Origin of the sequence: Floridaenema flaviceps BLCC-F50 (assembly GCF_041929275.2) — a bacterium.
GTDB lineage: Bacteria > Cyanobacteriota > Cyanobacteriia > Cyanobacteriales > Aerosakkonemataceae > Floridanema > Floridanema flaviceps.
In genome coordinates, this window is the sequence record NZ_JBHFNR020000001.1 from 3393974 (window position 1) to 3415490 (window position 21517).

19 protein-coding genes are annotated in these 21517 nt (G+C 37.8%); 12 read left to right on the forward strand and 7 right to left on the reverse strand.

Going from position 1 to position 21517, the window contains the following annotated elements:
* Window positions 1-273 precede the first annotated feature (273 nt).
* Window positions 274-2463, forward strand: a complete 2190-nt coding sequence (locus ACE1CI_RS16340; protein ID WP_413262582.1) for an NHLP family bacteriocin export ABC transporter peptidase/permease/ATPase subunit — start codon at window positions 274-276, stop codon at window positions 2461-2463.
* Between the two features lie 190 nt (window positions 2464-2653).
* Entirely contained in the window at window positions 2654-5584 is a 2931-nt protein-coding gene (locus ACE1CI_RS16345; RefSeq protein ID WP_413262583.1) for an NHLP bacteriocin export ABC transporter permease/ATPase subunit, read from the forward strand.
* Window positions 5585-5683: 99 nt separating this feature from the next.
* Here ACE1CI_RS16345 and ACE1CI_RS16350 read toward each other — a convergent pair whose 3' ends face one another.
* Window positions 5684-6100: a hypothetical protein gene (locus ACE1CI_RS16350; protein WP_413262584.1), complete on the reverse strand. Its 417-nt coding sequence runs from the start codon at window positions 6098-6100 to the stop codon at window positions 5684-5686.
* Window positions 6101-6472: 372 nt separating this feature from the next.
* A complete protein-coding gene (locus ACE1CI_RS16355; RefSeq protein ID WP_413262585.1) occupies window positions 6473-9070 on the reverse strand; it encodes an EAL domain-containing protein in 2598 nt (865 codons plus the stop codon).
* 724 nt (window positions 9071-9794) lie between these two features.
* Between ACE1CI_RS16355 and ACE1CI_RS16360 the strand changes: the two genes are divergently transcribed.
* The 6 genes from ACE1CI_RS16360 to ACE1CI_RS16385 all read left to right on the forward strand — a co-directional run bounded on the left by ACE1CI_RS16360 (window position 9795) and on the right by ACE1CI_RS16385 (window position 15542).
* On the forward strand, window positions 9795-10517 hold the full coding sequence (locus tag ACE1CI_RS16360) for a DUF928 domain-containing protein (RefSeq protein WP_413262586.1): 723 nt from the start codon (window positions 9795-9797) through the stop codon (window positions 10515-10517).
* Window positions 10518-10710: 193 nt separating this feature from the next.
* Window positions 10711-13737, forward strand: a complete 3027-nt coding sequence (locus tag ACE1CI_RS16365) for a PAS domain-containing protein (RefSeq protein ID WP_413262587.1) — start codon at window positions 10711-10713, stop codon at window positions 13735-13737.
* 199 nt (window positions 13738-13936) lie between these two features.
* On the forward strand, window positions 13937-14152 hold the full coding sequence (locus tag ACE1CI_RS16370) for a DUF2949 domain-containing protein (protein ID WP_413262588.1): 216 nt from the start codon (window positions 13937-13939) through the stop codon (window positions 14150-14152).
* Between the two features lie 139 nt (window positions 14153-14291).
* The gene (locus tag ACE1CI_RS16375; protein ID WP_413262589.1) at window positions 14292-14528 is read left to right on the forward strand and encodes a hypothetical protein; all 237 of its coding nucleotides are present in this window, start codon (window positions 14292-14294) and stop codon (window positions 14526-14528) included.
* A gap of 71 nt (window positions 14529-14599) precedes the next feature.
* Window positions 14600-15007 carry an acyl-CoA thioesterase gene (locus ACE1CI_RS16380; RefSeq protein WP_413262590.1) on the forward strand — a complete coding sequence of 136 codons (408 nt, stop codon included), beginning with the start codon at window positions 14600-14602 and terminating at the stop codon, window positions 15005-15007.
* A gap of 10 nt (window positions 15008-15017) precedes the next feature.
* Window positions 15018-15542 carry a GAF domain-containing protein gene (locus ACE1CI_RS16385; protein WP_413262591.1) on the forward strand — a complete coding sequence of 175 codons (525 nt, stop codon included), beginning with the start codon at window positions 15018-15020 and terminating at the stop codon, window positions 15540-15542.
* Here the strand turns inward: ACE1CI_RS16385 and ACE1CI_RS16390 are convergent.
* Entirely contained in the window at window positions 15535-15798 is a 264-nt protein-coding gene (locus ACE1CI_RS16390) for a PQ-loop domain-containing transporter (protein ID WP_413262592.1), read from the reverse strand. The two genes, ACE1CI_RS16385 and ACE1CI_RS16390, sit on opposite strands and share 8 nt — an antisense overlap.
* Window positions 15799-16129: 331 nt before the next feature.
* Here ACE1CI_RS16390 and ACE1CI_RS16395 point away from each other — a divergent pair, with 331 nt between their 5' ends.
* Together ACE1CI_RS16395 and ACE1CI_RS16400 are read left to right on the forward strand one after the other, a co-directional pair.
* Window positions 16130-16360: a type II toxin-antitoxin system Phd/YefM family antitoxin gene (locus tag ACE1CI_RS16395; protein ID WP_459564008.1), complete on the forward strand. Its 231-nt coding sequence runs from the start codon at window positions 16130-16132 to the stop codon at window positions 16358-16360.
* A complete protein-coding gene (locus ACE1CI_RS16400) occupies window positions 16357-16746 on the forward strand; it encodes a type II toxin-antitoxin system VapC family toxin (protein ID WP_413262594.1) in 390 nt (129 codons plus the stop codon). The genes ACE1CI_RS16395 and ACE1CI_RS16400 overlap by 4 nt, the downstream gene beginning before the upstream one ends.
* A 151-nt stretch (window positions 16747-16897) precedes the next feature.
* On the opposite strand, the gene ACE1CI_RS16405 is transcribed toward ACE1CI_RS16400, so the two are convergent.
* Together ACE1CI_RS16405 and ACE1CI_RS16410 are read right to left on the reverse strand one after the other, a co-directional pair.
* A complete protein-coding gene (locus ACE1CI_RS16405; RefSeq protein ID WP_413262595.1) occupies window positions 16898-17272 on the reverse strand; it encodes a hypothetical protein in 375 nt (124 codons plus the stop codon).
* A 56-nt stretch (window positions 17273-17328) separates the two neighbouring features.
* The gene (locus ACE1CI_RS16410) at window positions 17329-17826 is read right to left on the reverse strand and encodes a hypothetical protein (protein ID WP_413262596.1); all 498 of its coding nucleotides are present in this window, start codon (window positions 17824-17826) and stop codon (window positions 17329-17331) included.
* A 598-nt stretch (window positions 17827-18424) separates the two neighbouring features.
* Here ACE1CI_RS16410 and ACE1CI_RS16415 point away from each other — a divergent pair.
* Entirely contained in the window at window positions 18425-19876 is a 1452-nt protein-coding gene (locus ACE1CI_RS16415) for a helix-turn-helix domain-containing protein (protein WP_413262618.1), read from the forward strand.
* On the opposite strand, the gene ACE1CI_RS16420 is transcribed toward ACE1CI_RS16415, so the two are convergent.
* Together ACE1CI_RS16420 and ACE1CI_RS16425 are read right to left on the reverse strand one after the other, a co-directional pair.
* On the reverse strand, window positions 19873-20319 hold the full coding sequence (locus tag ACE1CI_RS16420; protein ID WP_413262597.1) for a DUF29 domain-containing protein: 447 nt from the start codon (window positions 20317-20319) through the stop codon (window positions 19873-19875). The two genes, ACE1CI_RS16415 and ACE1CI_RS16420, sit on opposite strands and share 4 nt — an antisense overlap.
* Before the next feature lie 75 nt (window positions 20320-20394).
* On the reverse strand, window positions 20395-20949 hold the full coding sequence (locus ACE1CI_RS16425) for a hypothetical protein (RefSeq protein WP_496615522.1): 555 nt from the start codon (window positions 20947-20949) through the stop codon (window positions 20395-20397).
* Between the two features lie 136 nt (window positions 20950-21085).
* Between ACE1CI_RS16425 and ACE1CI_RS16430 the strand changes: the two genes are divergently transcribed.
* Window positions 21086-21334, forward strand: coding sequence for a type II toxin-antitoxin system prevent-host-death family antitoxin (locus ACE1CI_RS16430; protein ID WP_413262599.1), 249 nt, complete (start codon window positions 21086-21088; stop codon window positions 21332-21334).
* Window positions 21335-21517: the final 183 nt, after the last annotated feature.

Sequence of the window (21517 nt, forward strand, 5' to 3'; positions counted from 1 at the left end):
AGCCAAGTCTTATTTTCCGTTAAGAAAGACTTAAAACTGAATCTTGTTCCCCCCTGATTAAGGGGGGCTTAAAGCCAAGTCTTATTTTCCGTTAAGAAAGACTTAAAACTGAATCTTGTTCCCCCCTGATTAAGGGGGGCTTAAAGCCAAGTCTTATTTTCCGTTAAGAAAGACTTAAAACTGAATCTTGTTCCCCCCTGATTAAGGGGGGCTAGGGGGGATCTACGATGTGTAGCAAAGCAAATTTTTAGCTATTTGATCTCATTTATAACAATGGCAATTCCAAGTTTAAAAACTAACCTCGTCAAGACTCCGACAGTACTACAAATGGAAGCTGTAGAATGTGGTGCTGCTGCGTTGGGAATGATTCTAAGTTATTACGGCAAATTTGTACCTTTAGCGGAACTTCGGCAAGAATGTGGTGTATCTCGTGATGGGATTAATGCAGCTAATTTGTTGAAAGCAGCTAAACATTATGGGATGGAAGCTAAAGGTTATAAAAAAGGTTTAGAAGCTTTAAAAGAATTGCCAGTTCCTTATATAGTATTTTGGAATTTTGACCATTTTTTGGTAGTGGAAGGTTATGATCGCGATCGCGTTTTTCTCAACGATCCAGCTAGCGGTAGACGTAAAGTAACGAAAGAGGAATTTTCCCAAGCATACACGGGAGTTGTATTAGAAATAAAACCGGGAAATGAGTTTAAAAAAGGTGGACAAAAACGCAATACAATTCTGGCTTTACATGAGCGCTTAAAGAACTCTTATGATGCAGTTTTATTGTCTATTTTAGCTGGGTTATTTTTAACTTTTCCCCGGTTAGCAGTACCCGCATTTAGTCAAGTTTTTACTGATGAAATTTTGGTGCAAGGTCGGGAAGATTGGTTACGACCTTTATTAATCGGAATGGTGATTACTGCGATCGTGCAAAGTCTCTTAGCCAGATTACGTTTAATTTATTTACGGCGATTAACTATTAAGCTTTCTGTGGTAATGACAGGGCAGTTTATTTGGCATACTTTACGCTTACCAGTGGGATTTTATGCCCAACGTTTTGCAGGCGAAATTGGCAATCGCGCCGCCATTAATAGTAAAGTTGTCGGTGTAATCAACAGTATTTCCACTACTGTAATTGACAGCATGATGTTAATATTTTACGCAGCTTTAATGTTTATGTACGATTGGGTGCTAACAGTAATGACTATCAGTTTTGCTATTATTAATATTATCACATTGCAATTATTACGCCGGATACGTCTTGATGCTAACTTAAAAATTAGTCAACAGAGTAGTAAACTTTCCGGGGTAACAATTGACAGTTTACAATCAATTGAAACAATAAAAGCTTCAGGTTTAGAATCAGATTTATTTGCTAAATTTGCTGGCTATCACGCTAAAACAATTAACGCCCAACAGGAATTAGCTTTACAAAGTCAAACTTTAACTTTATTACCAACAATTTTAACTTCATTGGCAACAACTGCCCTTTTAGTAGTTGGCGGCTTCCGGGTAATGGATGGTAGTTTGACGATCGGAATGTTGGTAGCTTATCAAACTTTAATCAGCAGCTTTTTAGCGCCAGTTAATAGTTTAGTTAACTTTGGCAGTACTTTACAAATTTTAGAAGCAGATCTCGATCGCCTTGATGATGTTCTACAAAACCCTGTCGATCCAGAAGTTACCAGAGAAGAAACAGCCAATCAATTAACTATTAATGATTTCCCATCTTTTAAACTACAAGGTTATGTTGAATTACGTAACATTTCTTTTGGCTACAATCGTTTAGAAACTCCTTTAATTGAAAACTTCAATTTATCATTAAAACCTGGACAGCGAGTGGCAATAATTGGTAGTAGTGGTTCTGGTAAATCTACCATAGCAAAACTAATCGCAGGTTTATATCTTCCTTGGAAAGGCGCAATTTTATTTGATGGCATTTCTCGCCAGCAAATTCCCCGCTTAGTGTTAGCAAATTCACTGGCAATGGTTGAACAAGATATCTTTTTATTCAAAGGTTCTGTTCGAGAAAATTTGACACTTTGGAATTCAACTATAAGGGAAGAAAACTTAGTGCAAGCTTGTCAAGATGCAGCAATTCATGACTTTATTTTGTCCAATCTGGGAGGATATGACGCGGAAATTTCTGAGGGAGGAATTAATTTGAGTGGCGGGCAACGTCAACGTTTAGAAATTGCTAGGGCGTTAGTAATGAATCCGACGATTTTAGTATTAGATGAAGCTACGAGTTTTTTAGATACGGAAACTGAATTAATTATCGATCGCAATCTGCGGCGACGTGGTTGTTCTTGCATTGTCATCGCACATCGCCTCAGCACAATTCGCGATTGTGATGAAATTATTGTTCTGGAAAGAGGCAAAGTTGTCCAACGAGGAACCCATGAAGAATTACAGCAGCAGGGAGGAACTTATGCTAACTTACTATTAACGCAAGTTGCTAGTTATTAATTCTTTCGGAGTTCCCCCCTTATTAAGGGGGGATAGGGGGGATCTTCGGCTGTGATTACTACGTTTAGATCCCCCCAACCCCCCTTAACAAGGGGGGCTAAGAAAGAGCCAGACTTGTAACTAGCAACTTGAGTTATTAGCTACTAGCTGATGGCAATTATTAGCTATTAGCAATTACTAGCTATTAGCAATGTTAAATTCTGATTTGTGTAAATTTCTGCATAATTTTAAAGGCAACCAACCTTTACTACTAGATAATCCCCAAAAATTTTGGGTAGTTCAATCTGGTACAGTGGCAATTTTTGTTACCAAAGTTGCAGCAGGAGAAGCAATAGGCGATCGGCATTATCTGTTTACTGTCAATGCAGGAGAAGCATTATTCGGTGTTCCTTTATGGGGAGAAGAAACACTGAAAAATTTAGAATCAGATAAAAATTACCAATCTTTTAACTATGGCATTTTATCAGTTGCTATTCAAGAAAGTGTAGTTTTAGAAATAGATTTCGCAGATTTAATTGCCCAGATAGCAGCAGCTAACAAAGAAGCAATTTTCCTTTTGGAAGGTTGGATCGATCGCATCAGTAAATTAGTTGCTAATCCAACAATATCAGCCACAAAAACCATAGTATCAGTAGCAAAATCTAGCCAACAAAAGTTATCTAAAGGGCAAATACTACAAGCATCTTCAAAAACGATTTATTGGGTAAAATTTCATCAAGGTAGTACAGCTTGGATGGGAAAGGAAGAATTAACCTTAGATGTTAAATCTGGTTGGTTTCCCCTCGCTGCTTCTACCTGGGTAGAATCACTTAATATAGTTGAATTTGACACAATTACAACTAGGGAAATTACGGTAGATTTATCTCACAGTTTATCCTTATTTCATACTTATGCTTGTCGCTATCTCCAAATCATACTTCAACAGAAATTAGAGGCAGAAATTCAACAATTTCAGCAACTACAACAGCTAAATCACCAAGTAACAGAAAATGCTTTTAATTACTTAGCTTCCGCTTTACAACCGCAAAAATTACAGCCAGAAGAAACGCCTTTGTTAATCGCTGCTGGCGCAGTTGCTAGGGCAATGGGGATTACAATTCGTCCACCCATCAAATCAGAAAATTTGCAGCGAATAGATCCGGTAGAAGCGATCGCCATAGCCTCAAAAATTCGCATAAGGCGTGTTACCTTAAATGGGCAATGGTGGAAACAAGAACATAGCCCTCTTTTAGCCTTTACAACTAATAACCATCCCGTAGCTTTGTTAGTTGATAAAAGGAAAGGTTATCGTTATTTCTTGTTCGATCCAGAAACTCGCACTCGCACATTAGTTAATCAAAATATTGCTGCTACTTTAGCTTCAGAAGCTTATATATTTTATCCACCTTTACCCCAAGTAATTAATCAAGCATTTGAGGTGTTTAAATTTGGCGTAAAAGGCTATGAAACAGAAACAATTAAAATTATCATCGTGGGAATTTTAGGCACAATTTTGGGAATGGCGGTTCCCCAAGCTACAGCAATTTTAATTAACCAGGCAATTCCTAATGGCGATCGCCTCCTCTTATTACAACTAGCATTAGGTTTATTAGCAGTATCTTTTGGTAAAACTGCATTTAATTTATATCAAGGATTAGTTGCTTTACGAGTTAGTAACGGAATTAATAGCACTCTGCAAATAGCTGTTTGGGATAGATTACTTAGATTAAAACCCTCATTAATTCGGCAATTTACCACAGGTGATTTGTTAGTACGAATTATGTCTATCAGCCAAATTTACAGCATTTTTAGCGGGGCTACTCAACGCACTTTATTAAGTGGTTTATTTTCACTGTTAAATTTAGGATTAATGTTTATTTATGACCTGAAATTAACCTTAGTAGCAATAGCAGTGACTTCGTTAGCAGTAATTTTAACTATTATTTATAGTTTAATTTTATTAGGTAAAGAGCGAAAACAAGAAGAATTAGGCGGCGAAATTCAAGGATTAGTGGTACAACTAATTAATGGTGTACCAAAATTACGAGTAGCAGTAGCAGAATCAAGGGCATTTGCAGCTTGGGCAAAAAAATATAGCGAACAAAACCAATTAACTAAGGAAATTATTCAAGTTAATGATGTTGTTTCGGTATTCAATGAACTACTATCTTTAGTTAGTTTAATTTTATTATATTGGTTTGGATTTTTAGCTATTCAAGGTTCCCGAACAGGTGAAAGTAGCTTAACACTAGGAACATTTTTGGCATTTAATGCTGCTTTTGGCATATTTTTTGGCGGTGTCACTTCTTTGAGTAATACTTTAATTAAAGTGATAGAAATTGCACCGTTATGGGAGCGATCGCAACCCATTTTACAAGGCAAATTAGAATTTGATGAACACAAAGCTAATCCCGGTCGCTTGAGTGGACAAATAAGATTAGAAAATATTACTTTCCGTTATCGTGAAGATAGTCCCATTATTCTTCATGAAGTGAACATCTACGCCGATCCAGGGGAATTTATTGCTATTGTTGGGCCTTCAGGAAGTGGTAAATCAACTATTTTTCGCTTATTATTAGGCTTTGAAACTCCTCAAAATGGCAAAGTTTATTACGATGGACAAGATTTAAGTGGCTTAGATTTACCAGCAGTGCGGCGACAATTAGGAGTGGTTTTACAAAATGGTCGAGTTACCCAAGGTTCGATTTTGGAAAACATTACTGGTGGCGCATTAGTTACAGTTGAAGAAGCTTGGGAAGCAGCAAGAATGGCGGGATTAGCTGAAGATATTGAACAAATGCCAATGGGAATACAAACGATCGTTAGTGAAGGAGGTACTAATCTTTCTGGAGGACAAAGACAAAGGTTATTAATAGCGCGATCGCTCATCTTCAAACCACAAATTATTCTATTAGATGAAGCTACTAGTTATCTTGATAATAGCACTCAAGCAATAGTCACAGAAAGTTTAGAAAAAATGAATGCAACCAGAATAATTATTGCCCATCGTTTGAGCACAATTCGCAATGCCGATCGCATTTACGTCTTAGAATCAGGTCGCATATTACAAGTCGGTTCTTTTACCCAATTAGTTCAACAACCAGGGCTATTTGCTAAGTTAGTAACCCGACAATTAGGGTGAAGCAAGGGAACTGATAAGCTGTTCTTCTGTTTCCAAACAATTTTCTTTAAATGTAGTGCAGAATGCCCTGAGAAGGACATCTAAGGGCATTAATTGATTTTATTGATGTGAGCAAAGTTCTGTGTAGATGACATCAGGATCAATTGCTAGTAGATTGGGATTCTTGGAAACATGAATTGCAGAACCATTTTTAAGAACGATAAGTGGTGGTTGGGTTGCCTTTGGGTTGTAGGCAGAGGTGTTGCTTGTGCGATCGCCATAAGGAGATAATCGATTCCAAATTGAAGGAATTGCCGAATTTGAAGCCAAGGCTCTTGGTAAACGGCAGATACTATCAGCCAAAGACTTGTTACTCGATACTAGTCCCAAGTCTTTGGAACCGAAGCCAACCAATCTTGCTTGCCCATCTATGTTGCGTAGGAACAGAAAGTTGTCAGAACGCTGTTGAGCGTTAGCAACCGTAGCACTTAAGCCAATCAAAGCAGTTATAGCAACCAATCCGAATCTAATTCTCATTTGACTAAAACCGTATACCCTATTCTTAGTATTCCCAATGGAACAGCTTTGCTAACGTAATTGTTCGTAGTTCACAGAAACTTTAATTTGAGTTTTTAGTTGGGACTGGGGACTGGGAGAAATAGGTAGGGAGGTGAGCAGAGTTTTGAGTTTGTAGGGGCGGGTTTTGCAAGAGAGATTGTCTGTGAGTGAAGAAGCTTTTTACTAAACCCGTCTTTACAGAGTTTTGAGTTAATAAACTTCCCCATCTCCCCATCTGCGAGAGCTCCCGGATGGGGCGGGCAGGATGCCCACCCCACAAAAGTTCCAGCTTTCTTGTGGGGTGGGCTCTCCTAGCCCGCCCCAGTTTTCACTTTATTTATATCTACCTACTTACCATTGAGGTTGTTCAGCTAACAACGCCGTTGCAGCTTCACTATTTAGCGGTTTGGAAAAATAATAACCCTGTACATATTCACATCCCAAATCTCGCAACATTTCCATTTGTGAGACTTTTTCAACTCCCTCAGCAACTACATCCATACCTAATTTATGACTGAGCATGATTACAGTTTCGACGATCGCTAAATTTTCACTACTATCTTCCATTCTGCTAACAAAGGAGCGATCGACTTTTAACGTATCTACAGGGAAGCGATGTAAATAACTCAAAGATGAATAACCAGTACCAAAATCATCAATACTAAAACGCAAATTCAAAGCTTTTAACCGTAAGATACTAGCAATAGTCTTTTCCACATCTTGCATTGCCATACTTTCAGTAATTTCTAGTTTTAAGTTATGTCCATCCAGCTTTGTTTCCTTGAGGATTTGTTCAACTCGTTCAGTTAAATCGGGTTGAGAAAACTGTTGACTGGAAAGATTAACACTTAATGATAAAGGTGATTGCATCTTAAATTGCTCTTGCCAAATTTTTAACTGACGGCAAGCTTCTTTTAATATCCATTCACCTAAAGGAATAATTAAACCAGTTTCTTCAGCTAAAGGGATAAACTCAGCAGGGGAAATGAATTTACCCGGAGGTTGCCAACGAATTAAAGCTTCAAAACCTGCAATTTTACCTGTTTTTAAAGAAATGATTGGTTGGTAAAAAACTATAAACTCCTGACTTGTTCCAGCATTTAACTCAGCGATCGATCTACGTAATTCATTTTCTAATTGCAAGCGAGAAACTATTTGGGTACGCATACCTGTAGAAAACAGTTCGTAACGTGCTTTACCCAGCGCTTTTGCCCGATACATTGCCGTATGAGCATCTCGCAACAGTTCCTCTGGTTGGCGATTAATTAATAATTCTATGTCATCAGGTTTGTCACAACCTATCTGATTAAAAGCAATACCAAAGCTAGCGGAAATAAATATTTCCTCACCTTTCAGGTTAAAAGGTAAACTCAATTGCTGCTGCATTGCATCGGCTACCAATGTTGCCTGATTGACATTAGTAATATTTGTTAGTAAGACAGCAAACTCATCTCCGCCAATCCGGGCTACTATATCTTGAGGACGTAGGCAAGATTTTAATCTTTTAGTTACAGCAATTAATAGTCGATCGCCTACTTGGTGGTTAAAATTATCATTAACTATCTTAAAGCGATCGAGATCTAAAAATATTACTGCAATTAAAGAGTTTTCCTGTTGTTGAACGGGAGAATTATTCTTATCTATTTGTTTAAGCAAAAAAGTTCGATTTGGTAAACCTGTTAAAGCATCATAAAAACTATCATGAAATAACTTATAAGCCGCTACACTACTGCCTGTAACTAATAATCCCAATGCTGGTACCATTAGCGGCACCCATCCTGCTTGTGCAAAGCTAACAGAGAAAACTGTCAACAAAATTACTAACGCTACAGATGTCGCAATTCCTAAGAATAATGGTCGGCGAAAGCGCCAAACTAGTATTCCTCCTATTAGCGACCAACCCCAGAGCCAAAACCATTCTACCCACTGAGGCCAAAACCAAAACAAAGGTTGATTATCTTCCAGAGTGCTGACAATTTGACTTACCATTTGAGCATGAATCAACACTCCTGGCATGGAGGCATTTTCGCGATCTGTCGCAGTGTATGGAGTGAAAAACAAATCTTTTTGACTTGGTGCTACCGTACCAATTATTACTATTTTATCTTTCACCAAAGCCGGATCTACTTCTCCATTTAAAATTTGAGTTAATGTTACCTGCGATGCTATATTTTGACTTCTACTCCGATATTTTAATAATATTTGATAGCCTCCTGTGTCAATATTTTGGTATCCTCCAGAATCAGGGTCTATATTAGGAAAAATTTTCTTACCCAATCTAAGCTGATGAGGCTCTGCTTTTAAATCAAAATGACGACCTTGCAAATATTTTAAACTGATTCGTAAGCCAAAAGAGTAGTATGGTGTGCCTTGTAGAGTAGCAAATATAAAATTTCGCCGAATTACTCCATCGGGATCGAGTACAAAATCATTAAAACCAATTCGTTGCTTCGCTGCACTGGGAGGCGGTTTTACACTTTCGCTTTCGCTTTCTCCCAATTTTGTAATTACAACTACATTTTGCGCTTGTAATTCCTTAACCAGTTCAGCATGACCGGGAGGATACGGCATTTCCCGGTATAAATCTAACCCAATAACTTTTGGCTGATACAATTGCAAGGTTGCTATTAGTCTAGCTAATATTTCATCTGAGAGCGGCCATTTCTTTTGTGCTTGGATATCTGCTTCCGTAATTCCCACAACCAAAATTCTCGGATCTGGTTTCATCTCCGGTTTTAATTGGGTGGCGCGATCGAACTCCATTAACTCCAACGGCTGCAAAACTTCCATCTGTCTGATTCCTAACAGCAAACCCGTCACCAACAAGCTAGTAATCAAAACAGGTTGTTGAAAAACTAGACGTGATTTGCAGCCAAATTTTTTAATCCCAGCCAGAAATTCCTTGTTGGACAATAGCTGAGGTAGTTTGTGAAAAAGTTGCTCAGGCACAGAATTAAGCAAAATTACTACCAGACATAAATTTTCAAGTGTTTTTCTCTAGGTCTAAAATGATGAATTTGATCTTCTCCCTGATTTGTATCCCATACCATCTTACTTTTTTTAGGTATAAGTCAGATTTCTCAGACCATCTTATCCTCACATTAGCAAAATTCTTTTTTCAACCTATATTACTTGTAACATTTTAGCTAATCATGTTACTAGAATTTTGCTTTGCTTAATCAAACTTTAGATTTTACCACTTAATAGCTTAATAGTCAATTTGTAATAAAAAGTTTCTAAATTTAATTTATGGCAAGCGAAGTAAAGGTTAGGACATAATTAAATGCTTTGAGCATTGCCTTGTTAGCTTTTACCTTCTGCCCTGGAGCCTTCTGGCTTTTGCTATGGGTGGCAGATTTTAAACGATTAATTAGCTAAAAAATGAAATTTATTTCTTTGTGCAGATGTCAACAGGCTAAGATTTTACCAGTCAACACTTAGGTAGCTGTAATCAAACAATAGAATAAAGAATATAACAGTTTTTGGTTTTTCACATTTTGAACCAGCCAACATGGTGAAATATACAGATAAAAAAAAATGAAAAATTCTGTGTTTTTACGGAATCCTTTGTCTCAATAATCTGATTATAATCAACATAAGAATGTTCCCTGATTGATAGTAACAGCTTTTGTTGAGTAACCATAAGACTTATTCCACTTAACAGTTGGTTTATATGCGTAGTATAATCTTGCCTCAAATCATTGCAGCCTTTTGTTTATTATCACTATTGGCTTTTTTTTCTGGTAGCGGAGCGAAACAAGCACTAGCGGAAGATGTTAGCCAAGCCAGAGAAGGTTTACCAGGAAGACGAGTTGGCGGTGGCACTCGTTCTGATATGTTCATTTCGGAAATGCCTTTAGTAGCCTTAGTTCCAGACAATAATCAAGGGTTAACCGGATCGGCAACACCCACATTATTGTTCTATGTTCCTAAAACTCAGAAGCCGCAAATGGTTGAATTTGTGTTGGTTGACGAAAATGAACGTCCGATATATGAAACACAATTTACAACTGACGGAAAATCAGCAGTAGTTGGAATTACAATTCCCGGAAATGAACCAGCAAAAACCCTGGAAGTGGGCAAAACTTACCGTTGGTATTTTGCGATCGTTCCCAATCGGGAAAATCGCCGTTCAGATATTTATGTGCAAGGTTCCATCAAACGAGTCGCACTGAACCAGGAATTAGAGAATAAACTAAAACAGGGCGCTTCTTTAGACCTAGCTCAGACATATCAAAGCAATAATCTCTGGTACGATGCAATGGCAACGCTAGCTGAATTACGTCGTTCCCATCCTACTGATACAGCCGTAGCAACTAAATGGGAACAGCTATTGAATTCTGTTAATTTGCAAAAACTATCACAAGAACCTTTAATGAGCTACAAGCAACAGTAATCTTAACAATTAAAGTCAAAGGTGCTTTTCTGCTTTTTCGCTGCGCGATCGCGTAAACCCGTAGATTAAGTATACGGGTTTTCCGTGCGATCGCGGATGTTTTACTTAGCCAGTACTGATTTAATTAACATAGCTCAATATATTTTTAGTAAATTTTAATCGTAGTAAATTTACTTACTAGAGGTTAGTAGTAATGGTTAAGAGCAAAACCGAGAGCCTTGAAATAGAGGGTGTATCTACTTTGAAGACAACTCAAGGACTTTTGGAAACAATTATTGACGATCTGCCTTTTCCGATCTGGGTTAAGGATAATTCGGGATGCTATTTATTAGTTAATTCGGCTGCTGTACAAATTTTTCAAAAACCTAAAGAAGAAATTATCGGTAAAAATAGCTATCAAATATTTCCGGCTGAAGTAGCCACAAAACTGAGTCAAAAAGAGCAGCAAACAATTAATGATTATCAGCAGCAAATAATCCGAGAAACTTTTCAGGTAAAGGGAAGGGAAAAAAGTTATCTCACTACGATTAAACCTTGGAACGACGAACAAGGAAATATTGTCGGAATAGTGGGAATTTCTCAAGAAGATCCTTTAGCAATTGAAAATAGTACTAATCTCCTGCATACCGTAATCGAATCAATCCCAGAAACATTCTTTGTTAAAGATATTCAAGGGCGATATGTATTAATTAATTCTGTGGGAGTTGCCAATGTTGGCAAAACAGTCAGTGATTTTATCGGCAAAGATGACACAGAGATATTTCCTTTAGAATTTGCTCGCCAACTGCAAGAGAACGATCGCCAGATCATGAATACAGGAGAACCACAAATTCTCGAAGAAACTGTCAATTATGGAAATCATCAGCAAGTTTTCTTATCACGCAAAAATGTTTGGCGAGATTCCCAAGGAAACATTATTGGTTTAGTTGGTTTTACTCAGGATATTACTACGCAAAAGCTCCAAGAAGTAGCTTTAAAACAACAAGCAAGAATTTTAGATCAATTATATGATTCCGTAGTTACCACCGATCTTAATGGCATAGTTACTCGTTGGAATAAAGCAGCAGAACGTCTCTATGGCTACAGTGCAACCGAAGCAATAGGTGAGTCAATAACTTTTCTTTATCCACCAGAAGAACAAGAATATTTTGCGACCACAATTATTCCTACTTTGCAACAGCAAGGAGTTTATGAAGGAGAAATCAAAGTTCGTCGTAAGGAAGGAGAAATTGTTGACATTTTCCTCAACATTTCCTGGGAAAACAACGAACAAGGAGAAGTTGTCGGCATGATTGGCTATGCGATCGATATTACCGAACGCAAACGCATCGAAGAAGAACGCTGCCGACAGGAAATAGCACTGCGGAAAAGTGAAGAACTTTCTCGCACATTAATAGAACATATTCCTAATGGTTCAGTATTTTTGTTCGATCGCGATCGCCGCTTTTTAATCGCAGGTGGTTCCGAACTGACAAAAGTTGGACTTTCCCCTGCTGATTTAGAAGGTAAATTTCCTCATGATATCTGGCCTCCCAATGAATATCAACTATTTGATAAATTTTACCAAGCTGCTTTAGCAGGCCAAATGCTTAAAGATGAAATATCTTACTACAATACTGTTTACCTGGCACAAGCAGTACCAGTGAAAAACTCTTCAGGAGAAATTTTTGCTGGATTGCTAATTGTGCAAAACATTACTGAACGCAAACAAGCCGAATCAGCTATTGAAGAATCAGCAAATCGGCTAGAACTTCTTAATAGAATTGCTGGACAAATTCGGGCTTCTCTAGATTTAGATACTATCTTAGAAACAGTAGTGACTAGTATCCGGGAATTATTGGAAATAGATGCCTGTACATTTGCTTGGTATTTAACCGATAATTATCTAGCATCAGACGATGAAAGTTTTTTGGTATCTCTGAGCAATTCTTACGATAATGGAGAAACTGAAACAGCAGTTTGGCAAACAGTTAAAGAAGCCAGAAATCCCAGTTTACCTAGTTTTATTGGGATTTATCCTGACTCAGTAGTTAAACCACTTTCTCAAAAAGCTTTGCAACAAGAAATAATGATTGTAGATGATACAGAAGCAGTTAACGACCTTAGTCTAAAGCAAGTTTTGCAATCCTTTAATTGTCTATCTCTTTTGACAGTTCCCTTTCAAACTCAAGGGGGTAAATTTGGGATATTAAGCTGTTCAAATCACACAATAAAAAGAACTTGGAAAGAAAGTGAGATAGAATTAATTTTGGGAATAGCTGATAATTTAGCGATCGCCATATCCCAAGCCGAACTTTACCACAATAGCCAAAAGTCTGCCAAAATTGCCTCAGAAAGAGCATTACAATTAGAAAAAGCATTACAAGACCTGCAACGCACCCAAACTCAGTTAATTCAATCAGAAAAAATGTCCTCTCTCGGACAATTAGTAGCCGGAGTCGCACACGAAATTAATAACCCGGTTAGCTTTATTTATGGCAACATTACTCCTGCACAACAATACATTTCTGATTTACTCGAATTGGTGGAATTATATCAAAGCGAATATCCGCAACCCACAGCAAAAATCCAGTCCCAAATTGAATTAATTGATTTAGACTTTTTAATGGAAGATGTGCCAAAAATTCTCGATTCCATGAAAGTAGGGGCGGAACGTATTAGAGAAATTGTGCTTTCCCTGCGGAATTTCTCCCGTATGGATGAAGCACAGATCAAAAATGTTTGTATCCATGACGGAATTGATAGCACCTTAAGATTGCTGCAAAATCGTCTCAAAGCTAAACCAGAACATCCAGAAATTTTAGTAGTGAAAAACTATGGACAATTGCCTTTGGTGGAATGTTATGCAGGACAATTAAATCAGGTATTTATGAATTTGCTGACTAATGCGATCGATGCTGTAGAAGAACGGGATAAAAAGCGATCGCTAACAGACATTAAAGCTAACCCTAGTCAAATTCAAATCACTACTCAATTAGTTGATTCTGGGCTAATCGCAATTACTTTTAAAGATAATGGCCCAGGAATGTCGCCAGAAATTCAAGCACGAATCTTTGACCCGTTCTTTACTACTAAACCAGTGGGTCAAGGTACTGGTTTAGGATTAGCAATTAGTTATCAAGTAGTTGTGGAAAAACATTTGGGTAATTTGCGCTGTCATTCTGTACCGGGTGAAGGGACAAACTTTACTGTGGAAATCCCGATTAAGCAAAAACCTTAAAAACCCTAGCAGGATAAATGACTAATTACACAAACAACTTTGACCGATCCGGAAAAATTTAGTTAAAATTATGTTATCTTTAGCTATAAGAAAACCTTTTTTTCAGAACTAATAGCCTTCCCTAGTTTTTCCCGATCGCTTCCTAAATTGATAGCTAACGAAAAAATACTATTCGGCAAATTATACTTAAATAAAGAAAATGGAAGCGATTCGATTAACAAAACTAGTTAAGTTTTTACAAGAGGAGTTAAAAATCCCCGCTAACTCCCTTTCCCTAGCCCTGCGGCATTGCGAACAATCTACCACATCTTTACCCATGACGCTTTGGCAGTATGGGTTAGTCAGTCTCAATCAATTAGAAAAAATTTTTGATTGGCTAGAAACAGCCGCCATTCCTGCATCTTTGCATCAGTAAATTCTCAATTATTGATATTGCTTTGAGATGGAGATAAAATCTCTTCTCAAAGTAATATAAAATTAGCCAAAAATTAAATCTATCTTAGGGAAGATGTATTAAATAGTGATATGCTGCTGAGAGCAGAGTTAGATTCACTATGAAAAAAGTATTTTGGAAAGTAGAAACTTGCCCTAAATGCACCACTTTTGCGGTAAAAAGCTTAGATGAGTTTTGGGGATGTTTGAATTGTGCCGACTTGTCAGAAACCGCAATTAACAACTTTTTAGCCGGGAATTGTGCTTTTTGTGGCAAACCGATAATTCCCCTTATGGATGCTTGCTTATGCTGCGGCAATCAGCCAAAGTATTTAAGTACAGCTTTAAAAAACTATTAATTCTGTTCATTTCAAGCGAGATCCCCGACTTCTCCAAGAAGTCGGGGATCTATGTACCATAACGAATGACCATGCAAAAATTCACCACGCAACTAAGGGTAAGACATTATGAAATGGATGCACTTGGTCATGTAAATAATGCAGTTTATCAACATTATTTGGAACAAGCTGCGATCGAACATTCCGAACATTTAGGCTTTACAGTCGCCCGTTACCGAGAGTTAGGCGGTGTCTTTGTAATGCGGCGAGTCGAAATTGATTATCTGCGTCCTGCTGCTTCCGGCGATATTTTAGAAATTACCACTTGGGTAAAAGAAATACGGGGAACTCGCAGCAAAAGGCATTATGAAATCCGTCTTTTGGGGGAAGAAGATTTAGTAGTAAAAGCGGAAGCTTTATGGGTATGGGTGGATGCGGCAACTATGCGACCTCGACCCATACCAGAGGAACTATTAACAGCTTTTTTGTCACAAGCTTAAACGGTTAGTTATGCAGCAAAATTTACCTAGTGAGATTGAGGAAGTTTTCCGCAAAAACAACAAACCAGATGCAGTGTTTTCGGCTTTGTTACCTGCGTTGGGTGAGGTGTTGAAGTGCGATCGCGTTTTCCTATATTTAAGAAATCCTCACACCCAAATTGGTAAAACCGCTTTCTGTTGGCGACGGAGTTCTGATTATCCTGATGCTACTACCTCAGATTGGCAAAAAGAACCTGAATCATTACCAGATGAAGACCCATTATTTGCCGCTGCATTGCATACTAAACCCTCGGTTTTTGTTGAAGATGTTGAGACAGCTAACCCCGAAGTACTTAACAAAGATTTTGAACATCAAAATTTCGGACATCGCGCCTTAATTCATGCTCATTTATGTGAAAATAATTTATTGTGGGGAATTTTGCAACCTGCTATTTTTGGAGAACCGAGAATCTGGACTGAATTTGACCATTTTGTGATTGATGAAGTCACAAAAAAAATTACACCGATAGCTATTGAGTACGTACAATCTACCTGAAACGATAAAATATCGCTAAACAAGTCACAACTCCACAACTGATCAAACTAATTAAATTACCATAAGCCAAAATCATATCATTTTGGTAGTAACCATAAAGAACACCATTCAATTGAATTAAATTAAAGCCAATAAAAGTAATTATAGAGACACCTTTGGCGCTTTTAGTTTGCCAAATTCTAATTGCTTGGGGAATAAACAAACTGGCATTAAATACAAATCCCAAACCGAATAAAAAAGTAACAATCTCTCTCATACAGCCTCAATAAAGTTTGTTGAAAGCGCTGAAGCGCTTTTCCCACGCGAGAGTGGGAACAACGAACTATGATAGTAGATTTTCTCAAAGCAGTGAGGTAATTTGACTGATGTATTTAGGGAAAATTGCGATCGCTAAAGAACAGGCTACGCGATCGCACTCCAAAAAAAGAGCGTTCGCGTAGCGTGCCGTTAGGCATATCGCTGTTTCATTTTAGGCGATCGCTAATCTGAAAAAAGAAAGGATGTAACAACGGCAAAAATCTATCATTCTGCTTGCTAAGCATCGGATTATAATAATAGAAATAGATCGGATTGTGAACGAGCAAAAAATGACACAAATTACCACGACAGAATTACCCCAAAAGCTTCAGACTTTATTTATCGAGGTTGAACGTACCAAAACCCCTGTAACCGTCATCCATGAAGGAAAACCCTTAGTGATTATCTATCCAGCCACTACCCAAGCTTCACGACCCGTTTTTGGGGTGATGAAAGGAAGCGGTGAAATATTAGGAGATTTAATCGCTCCTGTAGCTGAACCTTGGGAAGTTTTACAATGAAACTTTTACTCGATACTCACATTTGGCTTTGGTATTTACTCGGCGATCAACGCCTTTCACTGCAATTACAAAATGCGATCGTTGATTATAATACTGAACTTTGGCTCAGTCCAATTAGTATTTGGGAAACATTGATTCTTGCAGAAAAAGGACGGATATCTTTACAGCCCGATCCTATTACATGGGTTAATTTAGCTTTAAAAACTCTGGAAACTCGTGAAGCCCAAATGAATTACGACATTGCTATTTTAAGTCGCCAAATTGCACTTCCCCATCAAGACCCCGCCGATCGATTTATTGTCGCTACAGCTGTTTACTATGGATTAATTTTAGCTACAGTTGATGTTAATATTACAGGCAATTCGGCAGTACAAACAGTTAGTTAGATTAATAATAACCCATTAGCGACGATTCACTGAGTTTGCTCTCAGGTAATTTGACTGATGTCTTTGGGTAAAATTGCGTTCGCGCTATAAAAAAGAGCGAACGCACCTGAGAAAAAATCAAGTGCGTTCGCTTTTTCATTTTAGGCGATCGCTAATCAGGTTTCATCCATCCCTTAATGATAGCTTTACCTATATTGACGTAGGGGTTATCTAAAAACTCCTCAATAGCAACTTCACCTCCAGCTTGTAGTGCGCTAACCGCACGACGTTTGAACTTAGGACTGGTTTCATCATTCACATAATCAATTTTATCGGCATCAGTAGCAGTCGGATTAGTTTGCTCTAATTGTTTCAGAAGTTGCTGAATCTCTTTGGCTGCTTCAGCAAGATTTTGGCGTTTTTGTGAGTTGTCTGTATTGAACGAGCCTTGCACATTCTTATTATTAATTGAACCATTGACATGACTCGTTACAATATTTCCTTGGTTATGTCCACCAATATGGATATTCGGTGATTTTTCTTCCATTTAGCCCCCATGCTATTAGATTATTAGAAAATTAAATTTTTGCAACAGGTAAAGTTCTATTTATTATAGACTTTACCGTAAATATCGCCAACAACTATATTGCCTTTATTATCGCTTTCAACTGTTATGTTAACGTACTGAAAATCTTGCGGATTTTCCATGAAATCTTTGAGAGTCCTAACTGCACGATTAAGTAAATCGATGTTCTTTGTTGCAAATACAATTTCATGCCCGGAGTTCAAGTATAATGACAAACCATATACTTTCGGACGATTAAAGTTATAGACAACTGCACCAACTACAAGCACCCAAAACATTAAACTCCAGCCGCCAAAGCCTGGTATATTACCTGACGCAAATGCAATTATAAACAGAATGAATATAAGGTTAAAGGGAATGCCTTTCGTTTTAACCTCACCTACTGCAAACCCAGTTACATTGCGGAATTGGTAGACATCATTCTGAAGTTTAACCGTATTCTTTGTAATTTCTAGAAAGCCTTGTTCTTCAATTGTTTGCTTGTCATTAGCTGCAAGCATTTGATTTAAAAGCATAGTTTTATCGCTCCAGTAAAACTGAAAATAGTACAATATAATTTAGTGCGTCAGTTAATCCTCTGCTCTAAATTTTCAAGGTTTTCTGTCAGATTTCACTAAGCCTGCAACCAATAAACCTCCGCTAGCTCCAAACGTTATGTATGGCAGAGTTTGAAGCAAATTTGCTGTTCCTGAATCAATTTTTGTTCCTGTTGCATTAAAAATGTTGTCGCCTGAAGTTACGATTATGCACTCCCCAAAGACGCACATCACCCTTTTGGAGTAGAGAAGGCTACCTACTCCTAAAGCAAAACAAATAGCTGCCATTATTAGTAACCCATTTTTGCTCATTAGAATACTACCTTGCCATAATTAAGTTTTCAATTCATGTTATAAATTAATACTTTTGATAAAGTGTTTCCGAAGGAGAAAGCTAACTAAATCTTATTCCATCATTCCTTAGAAATCAAAGCTTTGTCTAGCCCAAAAATGTACTATTTTGCTGACAATTTTACCCTGCCTTTCTATCTCTTCAAGCCAATTTTGTACGAAAATGTACGAAAATGTTGACAGATGTGCGCTACAATACCGAAAATGTTCCTATCTACCTACCCCGATGAATCTTAAAGAAATGTTAAAATTCGCTGATGACATAGTGTTTGCCAAAACGGGTCAGCACCTTGATGATTTGCAAGAAGCGATACTGCGGGGAACTCTAGAACGGGAGACATATAAGGAAATAGCTAAAGATTTTGATTGTTCTGAAAGTCGGGTTAGGGAAGTGGGATCGGAATTATGGCGAATACTTTCAGAAGAGTTAGGGGAAGAGGTTAGTAAATCGAATTTTCGATCGGCAATGGAGAGGTTGCAAGTCTCCTTATTCTCAAAACATTTTGCGCTACAACAAGACTGTGTGCAAATAAGTTGCGTTAATTATTGTGCAGAAGCTAGACAACCACCAGATATACCAAAATCACACGCAGATAATGAGAAAACAGCTAACTCGAAACAAACTAAAATTTCGCATCAAGATTTAAGTGAAATGCCAGAGTTGGGTGTTTTTTACGATTCGCCTAGCGGCGATAGCTTCGCTTCACGCACCCCCCAACTAGAAACCCTAAAAACATTAATCTTAGAACAACGCTGTCGCTTAATAGCACTAACAGGTATCAGCGGTATCGGCAAAACTACATTAGCAGCGCAACTCGTACAACAAATAAAAGATGAATTTGAGTATGTTATTTGGTGCAACTTAGAAACTTCTCCTACTTTAGCTGAGTTTCAAGATCAACTAATCCAGTTTTTCTCGCAGTCGGAAAAGCTAGATTCACCTGCAACTAACCAAAAACCTTTACCATTAATTAAGTATTTACAAAAATATCGCTGTTTAGTAGTTTTGGATGACATTCACAACCTTTTCAGTAGAGGTGAATTAGCCGGAAAGTATAAACCTGGATATGAAGAATATCGCTCTTTATTTAAAAACATAGAAACATTATCTCATCAAAGTTGCTTTCTGTTAATTGGTTGGGAACAACCCAGAGAAGTAACTCAAGTAAAAAACCAAAATCCTACTATTTGTACTTTACAACTTACTGGTTTAGATATTGAACCTGCACGGGAATTACTCAGACATTACGGATTAGGAGAAATTGAGAATTACTCAGCAATAATTGAACGTTACCAAGGCAACCCATTCTGGTTAAAAAGTGTAGGTAATCTGTTTCAAGAGTTGGGAGGAGGGGTGACTGAGTTATTGCAAGATGATACTATTTTATTACCGGAAGATTTGCAAGATAATTTACACCAAGCGGTTAGCCGCTTATCAGATTGGGAAAAAGAAGTTCTTTCTTTGATGGCGAGAGAAGGTGACGGAATTAAATTGGTAAAATTAATAGAAAATACCAAAATTCCCCCGTCAGATTTAGCGAATGTAGTGCAATCTTTATGGCGACGCTGTTTGATAGAACAACAGGGAAGTTGTTACATTTTGCCTAATGTATTGAGGGAGTATATGAAATCTAGATCCCCGACTTCTTCAAGAAGTCGGGGATCTACTGATAGTTAATCGGGGTAAAAATTTGAATCTAACACCTCATCTAAAGCGTACTCACAGCTTTCGGGGAAGTAGTCTTCATCCAATCCAGTTTCGTTAGCCGCAGACAGCACAGCAATTTCATAGGCATCGGTTAGCTTTTCCTCAATTTCATATTTTAAGCTGGGGCTATCTTCTAACAATAACGAAATCCGTTTGCGCTGTTCCCGAATCGTTCGTTGCCAACTTTTCGATCGCTTTTCTGGTTGATATTGCCATTTCAAAAGATGTGCTAGGAGTACCGCCAAGCGATTAACTAACTGCCGTTTATCACTCCTCGCCATGCCTTCGAGTTCCTCAGCAATCTGTTCTAAATCCAGTTCTGCAAATTCCCCTCGCCGCAACAGTTCAGCACTTTTGAGTAACCAGGCATAAAAATCTGTTTCGTAAGTAGCGTTTGCTATTGAGTGGTTCATACATATCCTGAATGAGTCCATCATTTTTTATTTTAAAAGTTATTAGCCAGAGTTGATGGCTCAAATATTGCATTGTTAATCTGATGCAGCACCATGTATTAGCAAGCATCTTCTTTGTTCTCTATTCACAATCAAAAATGTGAAGCCCCAAATTATGAAATCCCATAACTCATCATCTACGCCGAAGGCGGGATTGTACTGAAAAACTCTAGAATTCTCATAATCAATACAGGCGCTGACATTACGCCAAAATCCTACAGTTAGGCTCTGCTTTTTATGCCTGTCCACATTCTTGAACCCATCTGACGGATTTATGCGTGCAATAAAGGTATTGACTCTGGTAGTCAACAATGTCGGACCATGATGGCACTCACATATTGTTGCAAGATGAGGCTTTGTTCCTGGATAAGCTAATTGCATTAAACTCTGTAATTCTGAATTAGGTGTTACTTCCTGAAAATTTTCTCGAATCGCTAGATTATCTAATGTCTGTGAGTCTAAGTCATTATCCTCAAGTTCTATTCCTTTAGCATTGAACCAGATCACATAGTTGCAACCATTCAAGCAATAACTCATCGCTTCCATGTAGCCGTTCAATTTAGCAAGTTCAGGTGTGTTATGTAATTTCATGTAATTAAACAGTTTACGAATAGGTGATTTTCAAGTTTACTATTATTGTAGATGAGGAAGAATCGATCGTGGATATCCGTGCGATCGGAATCAAGGAAGGGAATCAAGTTCGCATTGCTGGGGAGATAATTGAATTATGAAAAAAGTCGAAATCAGCGAAATTTCTTCAGTGTTGGAGAACTACCAGAAAACCGAACAGCCTCTCATTTTAACTCGCAACGGTGAGCCTATTGCTGCACTGTTTCCGGTTGAAGATGTTGACATGGAAACTTTGAGCATTAGCATGAATCAAAAATTCATTAGTATCATTGAGAAATCGCGTCAAAGCCAAAAAGAAGAAGGCAGAATCTTTTTAGAAGATATCGACCTTGCTTTAGAAACATAACTTCAATTAAGCAGATTAAGGTTGCCTACGCAGGTTAGAAGTCCGCGTAGGCGGATTTTGTTTCTATAGTCGCGGTTTTAACCGCCAGAAACTTTTAATATCATGTCCGATCAATCAACCATAATATCCTTAATCAAAAACCCTGTAGAGACGTTATATATAACGTCTCTACATTATGGGTAA

Bases quoted from the DNA above. Each gene is read 5' to 3' on its own strand.
- ACE1CI_RS16340 (WP_413262582.1), top strand. From the start codon at position 274: ATGGCAATTCCAAGTTTAAAAACTAACCTCGTCAAGACTCCGACAGTA.
- ACE1CI_RS16345 (WP_413262583.1), top strand. From the start codon at position 2,654: ATGTTAAATTCTGATTTGTGTAAATTTCTGCATAATTTTAAAGGCAAC.
- ACE1CI_RS16350 (WP_413262584.1), bottom strand. From the start codon at position 6,100: ATGAGAATTAGATTCGGATTGGTTGCTATAACTGCTTTGATTGGCTTA.
- ACE1CI_RS16360 (WP_413262586.1), top strand. From the start codon at position 9,795: ATGCGTAGTATAATCTTGCCTCAAATCATTGCAGCCTTTTGTTTATTA.
- ACE1CI_RS16365 (WP_413262587.1), top strand. From the start codon at position 10,711: ATGGTTAAGAGCAAAACCGAGAGCCTTGAAATAGAGGGTGTATCTACT.
- ACE1CI_RS16370 (WP_413262588.1), top strand. From the start codon at position 13,937: ATGGAAGCGATTCGATTAACAAAACTAGTTAAGTTTTTACAAGAGGAG.
- ACE1CI_RS16375 (WP_413262589.1), top strand. From the start codon at position 14,292: ATGAAAAAAGTATTTTGGAAAGTAGAAACTTGCCCTAAATGCACCACT.
- ACE1CI_RS16380 (WP_413262590.1), top strand. From the start codon at position 14,600: ATGCAAAAATTCACCACGCAACTAAGGGTAAGACATTATGAAATGGAT.
- ACE1CI_RS16385 (WP_413262591.1), top strand. From the start codon at position 15,018: ATGCAGCAAAATTTACCTAGTGAGATTGAGGAAGTTTTCCGCAAAAAC.
- ACE1CI_RS16390 (WP_413262592.1), bottom strand. From the start codon at position 15,798: ATGAGAGAGATTGTTACTTTTTTATTCGGTTTGGGATTTGTATTTAAT.
- ACE1CI_RS16395 (WP_459564008.1), top strand. From the start codon at position 16,130: ATGACACAAATTACCACGACAGAATTACCCCAAAAGCTTCAGACTTTA.
- ACE1CI_RS16400 (WP_413262594.1), top strand. From the start codon at position 16,357: ATGAAACTTTTACTCGATACTCACATTTGGCTTTGGTATTTACTCGGC.
- ACE1CI_RS16405 (WP_413262595.1), bottom strand. From the start codon at position 17,272: ATGGAAGAAAAATCACCGAATATCCATATTGGTGGACATAACCAAGGA.
- ACE1CI_RS16410 (WP_413262596.1), bottom strand. From the start codon at position 17,826: ATGCTTTTAAATCAAATGCTTGCAGCTAATGACAAGCAAACAATTGAA.
- ACE1CI_RS16415 (WP_413262618.1), top strand. From the start codon at position 18,425: ATGAATCTTAAAGAAATGTTAAAATTCGCTGATGACATAGTGTTTGCC.
- ACE1CI_RS16420 (WP_413262597.1), bottom strand. From the start codon at position 20,319: ATGAACCACTCAATAGCAAACGCTACTTACGAAACAGATTTTTATGCC.
- ACE1CI_RS16425 (WP_496615522.1), bottom strand. From the start codon at position 20,949: ATGAAATTACATAACACACCTGAACTTGCTAAATTGAACGGCTACATG.
- ACE1CI_RS16430 (WP_413262599.1), top strand. From the start codon at position 21,086: ATGAAAAAAGTCGAAATCAGCGAAATTTCTTCAGTGTTGGAGAACTAC.